This is a genomic window from Kitasatospora sp. NPDC086801 (genome assembly GCF_044745805.1).
Taxonomy (GTDB): Bacteria; Actinomycetota; Actinomycetes; order Streptomycetales; family Streptomycetaceae; genus Kitasatospora.
On record NZ_JBIVAX010000025.1, the window covers coordinates 118,600 to 127,595 of the forward strand.

The 8,996-nt window shown below is 71.7% G+C and carries 9 protein-coding genes; 4 read left to right on the forward strand and 5 right to left on the reverse strand.

The genetic code is table 11. From position 1 onward, the window contains the following. Nucleotides 1-3: 3 nt before the first annotated feature. A complete protein-coding gene (locus ACIPLC_RS24445) occupies nt 4-435 on the forward strand; it encodes a MarR family winged helix-turn-helix transcriptional regulator (RefSeq protein WP_400475129.1) in 432 nt (143 codons plus the stop codon). A 118-nt stretch (nt 436-553) separates the two neighbouring features. On the opposite strand, the gene ACIPLC_RS24450 is transcribed toward ACIPLC_RS24445, so the two are convergent. The 5 genes from ACIPLC_RS24450 to ACIPLC_RS24470 form a co-directional block, all read right to left on the reverse strand. After that, nucleotides 554-1,501, reverse strand: a complete 948-nt coding sequence (locus ACIPLC_RS24450) for a M56 family metallopeptidase (protein WP_400475130.1) — start codon at nt 1,499-1,501, stop codon at nt 554-556. A gap of 141 nt (nt 1,502-1,642) precedes the next feature. Further along, a complete protein-coding gene (locus tag ACIPLC_RS24455; RefSeq protein ID WP_400475131.1) occupies nt 1,643-2,209 on the reverse strand; it encodes a DUF5134 domain-containing protein in 567 nt (188 codons plus the stop codon). A gap of 322 nt (nt 2,210-2,531) precedes the next feature. Next, nucleotides 2,532-3,287 (reverse strand): amino acid ABC transporter ATP-binding protein, encoded by a 756-nt coding sequence (locus tag ACIPLC_RS24460; RefSeq protein ID WP_400475132.1) that lies wholly within the window; start codon nt 3,285-3,287, stop codon nt 2,532-2,534. Beyond that, the gene (locus ACIPLC_RS24465) at nt 3,284-4,282 is read right to left on the reverse strand and encodes an amino acid ABC transporter permease (protein ID WP_400475133.1); all 999 of its coding nucleotides are present in this window, start codon (nt 4,280-4,282) and stop codon (nt 3,284-3,286) included. The genes ACIPLC_RS24460 and ACIPLC_RS24465 overlap by 4 nt, the downstream gene beginning before the upstream one ends. Then, a complete protein-coding gene (locus ACIPLC_RS24470) occupies nt 4,243-5,136 on the reverse strand; it encodes an ABC transporter substrate-binding protein (protein WP_400475134.1) in 894 nt (297 codons plus the stop codon). Before ACIPLC_RS24470 ends, ACIPLC_RS24465 begins: the two co-directional genes overlap by 40 nt. A gap of 499 nt (nt 5,137-5,635) precedes the next feature. Between ACIPLC_RS24470 and ACIPLC_RS24475 the strand changes: the two genes are divergently transcribed. The 3 genes from ACIPLC_RS24475 to ACIPLC_RS24485 are packed head-to-tail and all read left to right on the forward strand — an operon-like array spanning nt 5,636 to nt 8,864. Continuing rightward, on the forward strand, nt 5,636-7,036 hold the full coding sequence (locus ACIPLC_RS24475; RefSeq protein WP_400475135.1) for a DUF6421 family protein: 1,401 nt from the start codon (nt 5,636-5,638) through the stop codon (nt 7,034-7,036). Next, nucleotides 7,033-7,791 carry an SDR family NAD(P)-dependent oxidoreductase gene (locus tag ACIPLC_RS24480; protein ID WP_380345354.1) on the forward strand — a complete coding sequence of 253 codons (759 nt, stop codon included), beginning with the start codon at nt 7,033-7,035 and terminating at the stop codon, nt 7,789-7,791. Before ACIPLC_RS24475 ends, ACIPLC_RS24480 begins: the two co-directional genes overlap by 4 nt. Beyond that, nucleotides 7,788-8,864: a threonine aldolase family protein gene (locus tag ACIPLC_RS24485; protein ID WP_400475146.1), complete on the forward strand. Its 1,077-nt coding sequence runs from the start codon at nt 7,788-7,790 to the stop codon at nt 8,862-8,864. The genes ACIPLC_RS24480 and ACIPLC_RS24485 overlap by 4 nt, the downstream gene beginning before the upstream one ends. Nucleotides 8,865-8,996: the final 132 nt, after the last annotated feature.

Below are 8,996 nucleotides of genomic sequence, written 5' to 3' on the forward strand. Positions count from 1 at the left end.
GCTGTGGCTGATCTCGACTCCCCGGCGGAGGCCGGTCTCGTCGCGCAATGGCGCGACCTGCTGGCCCGGCATGCCGCCACGGCCTGCATGCTCGATCGCGAGCTGGGTGACAAGTGCGGGCTGGGCGTGAGCGAATTCGAAGTGCTGGAACGCCTGGTGGAGGGGTGCCAGGGCGGCGGCCACGCGCTGCGGGCGCAGGAGCTGGCTCACACCGTCCACCTCAGCCAGAGTGCGCTGTCCCGGGTGATCGCCCGCCTGGAGAAGGGCGGGATGGTCACCCGGGCGATGTGCGAGAGCGACCGGCGGGCCATCGTGATCACCCTGACCGAGGCCGGCCGGGAGCGGTACGAGCAGGCCAGGCCGCTCCATCGTGAGGTGCTCGAACTGACCCTCGGTGCCCCGCTCGGGCCGCTGGGCGATCCTCCGGCGAGCTGACCTGCCGACGAGCTGGCCTGCCGACGAGCTGGCCTGCCGACCTGCGGGCAAGCTGACCTGGCGTCAATCTTGCTGTCCGGCAGCCTGGTTGGACCTTTTCAGAGGAGTTTGGACCTTTTCAGAGGAGTGAGGTCAGCCCCGGGGCGATGGCCAACAGGACGGCCGCGGCCGGCGCGGCGAGGGCCGCGACGGTGAGCCGCAGCCGGTGCGGGACGGACAGCCTCGGGCGGCCCGCGAGCAGCCGGTCCACCCGTCGCGGGGACTGTGCCAGACCGGGCGGACAGGAGCCGAACACCCCGCGGTCCAGGTTGAGTTCGGCCAGCGCGAGGGCGGTGGTGTGCCGGCCGTGCCGACGCGCCGCCCGGTCGTCCGCCGCCAGCTCGACCAGTTCCTCCACCTGGGCCCGGAAGGCGCTGAACACGCCGACCCCGGGGAAACCGGAGGCGAGCGCTTGCGCGCACTGCTGGAGCCAGTGGTGCCGGGCCCGGACGTGTCCGCGCTCGTGGCTCAGGACGGCGGCCAACTCCCGGTCGGTCAGCTGCTGGAGGGCGCCGGTCGTGACCACCAGGCGGGAGTCCGGACCGGGCAGCGACCACGCCTCCGGGCGGACGTTCTCCAGCACCACCAGCCGCTCCCGGCGGCTCCGGGCGGCCGCGATGGCCTCGGGCAACTCCGGCGCGCGGACGGTCAGTTGAGCATGTCGATGGTCGCGCAGCGCCTTCGCGGAACGGACCTCGCGGGTGAGCGCCAGCACCGTCTGCACGCCACCCGCCGCCAGCACCGCGGCGCACAGTCGACCCCAGCCTTCGGCGTCCTGCAGGCCGTACGCGGCCTCGACGCCGTGCGGGGCACCGGAGAACACCAGGGTGCGCAGTTCGGGCAGCGCGGCGGAGGCGGCCAGCAGCAGGCCCAGGACGCAGCAGAGCAGCACGGCCACCACGAGGCACTGCCATGCCAGCAGCGCCAGCACCGGTTCGCGCTCCGCCCAGCGGGCCCGGGCCAACAGCCGGGGCGCGACGGTCGAGAGCAGCAGTCCGAGCAGCAGCAGGCCGATCAGGGCAGTCATCGCATGGGCTCCCCGAGTACGCACGGAACGCGACAACGCGCTCCCTGCCAACCTATGCGCTGATGACGTCCGGAGGAACGGCTTTCGACCGGCCAGTGACCAACGCCACGTCAGGGGTGGGGTCTTGGATCGTCCAGGGCCTCACATGGTCAGGAGCATGGCGAACATGCCGATGCCCATGGTGAGTCGGCAGGCCCGGGGCAGTCCGGCGGTGCCGAGCGCCATGGTCCCGGAGGGGGTGTGCAGGAGCCGGGTGCCGGCCCAGAGAGAGTAGACGCCGAAGTAGAGCAGGAGGGAGCCGGTCAGCAGCGGTGTGCCCGCGTCGACGGTGTGGTGGTGATGGCCTGGGGCGGCGGTCATCGCGAGCGCCATGTACGTCATGGCGAGCGCGCCGATCGCGTGGTGCAGCCGGTGTGTCCGGTGGGCCGGGCCCCATGCGGCGGCGAGCAGGAAGGCGGCGGCCGGGAGGCCGAACGCCCAGGCCCAGACGGTGGCCGGGACGGCGCCGCCGGTCACGGCCATGGCGGCCATGCCGAGCCCCATCAGGGCCTCGGCGGCGTCGGACTCCCGGGCGAGCAGGCGCCGGGCGCCGAAGCGGTGAGTGGTTCCGGCGGCGCAGGGGGAGTGGCGCAGCCGGGTGAGGCAGTAGGCGCCGGCCGCGGTGGTGAGGAGGGCGAGCAGCCAGCTGATCAGCGAGGGTCCGTGCAACGGCGGCCTCCCGGGGCGACGGGGGCGGTCGGCCGGCGGCGGTGTGGCGGGGGCGGCGAACAGATGACGGATGACAGATGTCAGCGAACAGATAACAGATAACAGATGACGTCATCTGTTATCTGTTCGCTGACATCTGTCCCCCCGCCCCTGTCCCTCGCCCACTGCCCGCCACACCATCACCCGCCGACCGCGGTCTGGACGGTCGTCCCGTCCACGATCACCGCTGCGGCCGGGGCGCGGGCAGGGCGCGCGCCGGGCGCACAGTGGTGCCCGCCGGTGTGCGGGCACCCGACACATGCCCCGCCGCCCCGGCCCGGGCTCAGCCCGCGAGCCGCCCCGAGGCGACGACCCGGCTGAGGAACCGTCGCGTCCGCTCCTCCTGCGGATCGCCGAACACCTGCTCCGGCGGCCCCTGTTCGAGCACCACCCCGTCGTCCAGGAAGCACACCCGGTCGGCCACCTCGCGCGCGAACCCCATCTCGTGGGTGGACAGGACCATGGTCATCCCCTGCTCCTTGAGGTCGCGCACCACCGAGAGCACCTCCCCGACCAGGACCGGGTCGAGCGCCGCGGTGATCTCGTCGAGCAGCAGCAGCCGGGGCCCGGTGGCCAGCGCCCGCACGATGGCGACGCGCTGCTGCTGTCCACCGGAGAGCCGGTCCGGGTACTCCTTCGCCTTGGCCGTCAGCCCGAGCCGGTCGAGCAGTTCCAGCGCCTTCGACTCCGCCGCGGCCCGCCCGAGCCCGTGCACCCGGCGCGGGGCGAGCGTGATGTTCTCCAGCACGGTCAGGTGCGGGAACAGGTTGTAGGACTGGAACACCACACCGATCCGGCGCCGGACGGCGTCCTGGTCCGCGCGGGGGTCGGTGATCTCCTCCCCGTCCAGGAAAACCGCCCCGTCGTCGATCCCCTCCAGCAGGTTGACGCAGCGCATCAGCGTGGACTTGCCGGAGCCGGACGCCCCGATCAGCGCCGTCACCGAGTGTTCGGGCACGGCGAACCCCACGTCGCGCAGCACCACCTGGCCGCCGAAGGTCTTGCGCACGGACTCCAGCCGGAGCACGTCCCCGCTCACACCGCACCTCCCTGGAACCGTCGACGGTTCGTCCGGGCGGTCAGCCAGTCGGCGAACCGGGTGAGCGGAATGGTCAGCACGATGAACACCAGCCCCGCCAGCAGGTACGGCGTGAAGTTGAACGAGCGGGCCGCGATGATCTTGGCCGCGTACACCGCGTCGATCGCCCCGCCGATCGAGACCAGCCCGGTGTCCTTCTGCAGGCTGACCAGGTTGTTCAGCAGCGGCGGCACCACCCGTCGGACGGCCTGCGGCAGCACCACGTACCGCATCGCCTGCGCATTGGTGAGCCCGAGCGACCGGGCCGCGGCCCGCTGGCTGGGGTGCACCGACTCGATGCCGGAGCGGAACACCTCCGACACGTACGCGGAGTACGTCAGCACCAGCGCCACCCCGCCGAGCAGCAGCGGATCGGTGGTCACCCCGCTGAGCCGCAGCGCCGGGACCCCGGTGATCATCACCAGCAGGCAGATGATCATCGGTAGCCCGAGGAAGAAGTCCACGTACGCGGTGGCCAGCAGCCGCACCGGCAGGAACACCGGCCCGCGCAGCGTCCGCAGCACCGCGAGGAGCAGGCCGAACACCAGGATCAGCACGCCGCAGCCGAGCATCAGCTCCAGGTTGAGCCGCAGCCCCTTCAGCACCTCGGGCAGTGCCTGGCGGGCGTAGTCGGCGTTGAAGAAGGTCTTCCGAGTCACCTCCCAGCCGGGGGAGTTGACGACCAGCAGGTAGAGCGCGACCGCCGTCGCCAGGGTCGACCCGGTGGCTATCAGCGCCGACCGGCGGGCGCGGCCGCGCCGGTACGCCTCGTGCGCCAACCGCCGTTCGGACGGGCGGTAGCCGTCGTCGTCACCCTTGCCCCCGCCGCCTTCGCCATCGCGGCCCTCCCCGCCGCGGCCCTTGGCGCCGCAGCCCTTGGCGACCGAAGCCGGCCCGGCCGCCATCGCGTCGCCGCTCACTTGAGCACCGGTGCCGAGACGGCGTCGGAGAGCCACTGCTTCTCCAGCTTCGCGAGCGTGCCGTCGGAGCGCAGCGCGTCCACCGCCTGCGACACGCAGCCGGTCAGCTTCGAGCCCTTGTCCAGCACCAGGCCGAACTGCTCGCCCTGCGAGGCCCCCTCGAACTGGCCGACCACCTTCGCCTCCGGCACCTCGGCGCCGGTGATGTAGAAGGCGGTCGGCAGGTCCACCACGAGTGCCTCGACCTGGCCGTTCTTCAGCGCGGCCTTCGCGAGGTCGTTCGAATCGAACACGGCCGGCTGGACGCTCGGCTTGATGGTGTTGGTGATGATGTCGAGGCTGGTGGTGCCGACCTGCGCGCCGAGCTTGGCACCCTTCAGGTCGGCGATGCTCTTCGCGCCCGCCGCCTTGGAGTCCTTCAGCGCGATGACGGCCTGGCGCACGTCGTAGTAGCCGGAGGAGAAGTCGACCGCCTGCCTGCGCTCGTCGCTGACGGACACCTGGTTGATGTCGAAGTCGAAGTCCTTGGCCCCCGGCGCGGTGGCCTTGCCGAACGGTGCGACCACCCACCTGACCTTCTCCTTGGGGTAGCCCAGCTTCTCCGCCACCGCGTAGGCCACGGCGGACTCGAACCCCTTGCCGTTCTCCGGCTCGTCCTCGGTGAACCACGGGTCGTACGCGGGCTTGTCGGTGCCGACGGTCAGCGTCCCCGTCGTCCGGGTCGCCAGCGCTCCCGGCGCGCACCCCGCGGCCGCGCCGGGAGCACCCGAGGAGCCCGAGGCGGTGGCCCCGTCGGAACTGGTGTTCTGCGGCGCGCACGCGGTCAGTGCGGCGGCCGCGGCGAGCAGCGCGGCGAGGGGCAGAGCAGCGGACGGCTTGCGGATGGTCATGACAGGGCTCCAGTGAGGAAGGACCGGGGGGACAGGGGAGGCGACGGCGCGGGCCGGGGCCGGCCGCGGGCCCGGCGGGTCACTTCCCCCCGGTGGCGGCGCCGGAACACACACGGCATGGTCGGCGTACGGGCCCGCGTCCGCGGCGCCCTCCGAGCCGGATCAGCGACAGCGGCGGCAGAGGCCGCGCACGCGACAGCAGGCGTGACAACGAGAGGGCACCCGGAACAGGCCGATGTGGCACTCGGTCACCGTGATCACCGCCGGGAGCATGGCGGGAGGTTCGCATTCCGACGGTGCATCTGTCCAGAACATCCAGATCCCCGTCCACATGGCGGACACCCGGCCGCGGGGCCCGCGCCCCCGGCCCCGTCCCGGCCTCGGTGGAGCCACGCCGGAGCCACGCCGGAGCTTTGTCGGTTGCGACCCCCTTGAACAGGAGAACCTTTCGTACTTATGGTGTCTCCGTTGAAATAACTCCTGTCGAAGTGAGTCCACGATGCAGAATCTTTCGCCAAGGCTCGCTGCGGCGGCCGACGCCCCGGTCTCGACCCTCGCCGGCCGCCCGGCCTGGCTGCGGCTGAAGGAGGCCGTCGAGACGCTGCGCCCGCTGCAGTCCAAGGACGGTTCGATCGACCTGTCCGCCGTCCAGCGGCACACCGTCGACCCGCTGGTGGCCACCGTCCGCGGCGCCGTCGAGGAACTCGCCCCGCTGTTCCCGCACGACGCCGCCTACCTGGCCGCCGTCGACGCGGACCTGGCCAAGTGGGCCGACACCGGCTACCGGGAGCCCGACTTCCTGGACTCGCTGCTCGCCTTCCACCCGGCCGACCAGCGCGAGGACGGCCTGGAGCACCTCGTCGTCTTCCCGATGTACACGCAGAACGGCAACCCGAACCGCAACCTGGAAGCCGTCCTGCTGCGCGTCGTGTGGCCCGACTGGCTGGCCGAGCTGGAGCGGACCCGCTTCGACAACCCGATGTTCGTGCCGATCACCTTCACCGACTTCACGGCCGGCTACGACACCAACTCCGCCGTCCTCTTCCCCGAGACGGTCGCCGTGCGCAAGGCGCCGGAACGTTTCACCTGGGGCGGCATCTTCTGCGACCGCGAGGCCGCCCGCTTCCGCGCCGTCACCACCAGCGCCGTCCAGCAGCTCGGCCTGGAGATCCCGGCCGACGCCGAGGGCCTGCTCAAGGACCAGGAGCGCGCGCAGGAGACCTTCGTCCTGTGGGACCTCGTCCACGACCGCACCCACAGCCACGGCGACCTGCCGTTCGACCCCTTCATGATCAAGCAGCGCAGCCCGTTCTGGATGTACGGCCTGGAGGAGCTCCGCTGCGACCTCACCACCTTCAAGGAGGCGGTGAAGCTGGAGGCCGAGGGCAACGCGCACGCCCGTGACGTCCAGTACGCGATCCTCTTCGACCGCCTGTTCCGCTTCCCGGTCAGCGGCGACCGCGTCCGCAACTACGACGGCATGGGCGGCCAGCTGCTCTTCGCCTACCTGCACAAGCACGACGCGCTGCGCTGGCGCGACAACCGCCTCAGCATCGACTGGGACCGGGCCCCGCAGGTCACCAACGCGCTCTGCGCCGAGATCGAGACCCTCTACCGCGACGGCATCGACCGGCCCAAGCCGGCGCACTGGATCGCCGCCTACCAGCTGGTCTCCCGCTACCTCACCCCGCACCCCGCGTCCACCTGGGCGAAGGGCTCCGACGCGCTGCCGCTCGACATCACCGAGGGCAAGGCCCTCAACAAGGCCCTGTGCGACGCGGTGCTCCCGGACGAGTTCCCGCTGAGCATGTTCTACGAGGCCCTGTCCAAGAAGCTCGGCGGCGTCATCGCCGCCACCGCCGGTATCACCGGCACCGGTATCCAGGGAGCCGCCGCGTGACCACGACCACCAAGTCCCCGCTGGCCGGCAAGGTCATCGCCGTCGCCGGAGCCAGCGGCCCGGCCGGCCAGGCCGTGCTGCGCCGCCTCACCGCCGACGGCGCCACCGTGATCGGTGCCGACATCGACGCCCAGCGCCTCGAATCCGCGCTGGACGCCACCCGCATCGCCGTGCGCGGAGCCAAGGTCAGCGGACAGGTGATCGACCTGCTCGACCCGCAGGAGGTCCACGACTGGGCCGACCACCTGGAGGCCGAGCACGGCCACGTCGACGGCCTGTTCCACCTCGTCGGCGGCTGGCGCGGCAGCAAGACCTTCTTCGACACCCGCCTGGACGACTGGGACTTCCTGCACGACACCGTCGTGCGCACCCTCCAGCACACCTCGCTGGCCTTCCAGCCCGCGCTGGTCCGCAGCTCCGCCGGCCGCTACGCGATGATCTCCGCCGCCGCGGCCCACAAGCCCACCGCCGGCGGCGCCGCCTACGCGGCCGCCAAGGCCGCCACCGAGGCCTGGACCCTCGCCATGGCCGACTCCTTCAAGAAGGAGACCACCGCCCCCGACGGCGAGCCCACCGCGGCGGCTGCGATCCTGGTCATCAAGGCGCTGGTCAGCCCCGAAATGCGGGCCGAGAAGCCGGAGGCGAAGTTCGCCGGCTTCACCGACACCGCCGACCTCGCCGGACACCTGGCGGGCCTCTGGGACCGCCCCGCAGCAGAACTGAACGGACAGCACCTGTGGCTGACAGCCCGATGACCGACCTCACCCGTACGGACGCGGTACGGCGGCACGACCCCGCCGTCCGCGGCTTCGCCAGCGACAACTACGCCGGTGTGCACCCGGAGATCCTCGCCGCGATAGCCCTCGCCAACGGCGGCCACCAGATCGCCTACGGCGAGGACGACTACACGGCCCACCTCCAGGACGTCTTCCGCCGCCACTTCGGCGACAAGGCCGAGGCCTACCCCGTCTTCAACGGCACCGGCGCCAACGTCGTCGCCCTCCAGGCGTTGCTCCCGCGCTGGGGCGCCGTGGTCGCCGCCGAGTCCGCCCACATCAACGTGGACGAGGGCGGCGCCCCGGAGAAGATGGGCGGCATCAAGTTGCTCACCGTCCCCACCCCGGACGGCAAGCTCACCCCCGCGCTGCTCGACCAGCAGGCCTGGGGCTTCGGCGACGAGCACCGCGCGCAGCCGCTGGCGGTCTCCATCACCCAGAGCACCGAGCTCGGCACCCTCTACACGGCCGACGAGATCCGCGCGATCACCGAGCACGCCCACCAGCTCGGCATGCTCGTCCACGTCGACGGCTCCCGCCTGGCCAACGCCGCCGCGGCGCTCGGGCTGCCGCTGCGCGCCTTCACCACGGACGTGGGCGTCGACGTGCTGTCCTTCGGCGGCACGAAGAACGGCCTGCTGTTCGGCGAGGTCGTGGTGGTGCTCAATCCCGAGCGGGTGCGGAACATCAAGTTCCTGCGCAAGACCTCGATGCAGCTCGCCTCGAAGATGCGCTTCCTCTCCGTCCAGTTCGAGGCGCTGCTCTCCGGAGACCTCTATCTGCGCAACGCCGGGCACGCCAACGCGATGGCCAACCGGCTGGAGGCGGCCGTCCGCAGGATCGACGGCGTCGAGATCGTGCGCCCGGTCCAGGCGAACGCGGTGTTCGCGATCCTCCCGCGCGAGGTGAGCGAGCGGCTGCAGAAGCACTACCGCTTCTACTTCTGGAACGAGCACACCGGCGAGGTGCGCTGGATGTGCTCGTACGACACCACGGAGGCCGACATCGACGGCTTCGCGGCGGCCATCGCCGAGGAGATGGGCCGCGCCTGACGGTGCCTGAACAACGGATCGCCCCTGCCCGGGACCTCGGGCGGGGGCGATTTGCATGTGGCGGGCTCGTCCCCGTACAGTTCCGGAGTCGCCGCGAGAGAGCGGGGGCAAGCGGAAAGCGAATTGCGATGA

Coding starts and splice junctions, on each gene's coding strand:
- ACIPLC_RS24450 (WP_400475130.1), bottom strand. CDS start 1,501: ATGACTGCCCTGATCGGCCTGCTGCTGCTCGGACTGCTGCTCTCGACC.
- ACIPLC_RS24470 (WP_400475134.1), bottom strand. CDS start 5,136: ATGACCATCCGCAAGCCGTCCGCTGCTCTGCCCCTCGCCGCGCTGCTC.
- ACIPLC_RS24475 (WP_400475135.1), top strand. CDS start 5,636: ATGCAGAATCTTTCGCCAAGGCTCGCTGCGGCGGCCGACGCCCCGGTC.
- ACIPLC_RS24485 (WP_400475146.1), top strand. CDS start 7,788: ATGACCGACCTCACCCGTACGGACGCGGTACGGCGGCACGACCCCGCC.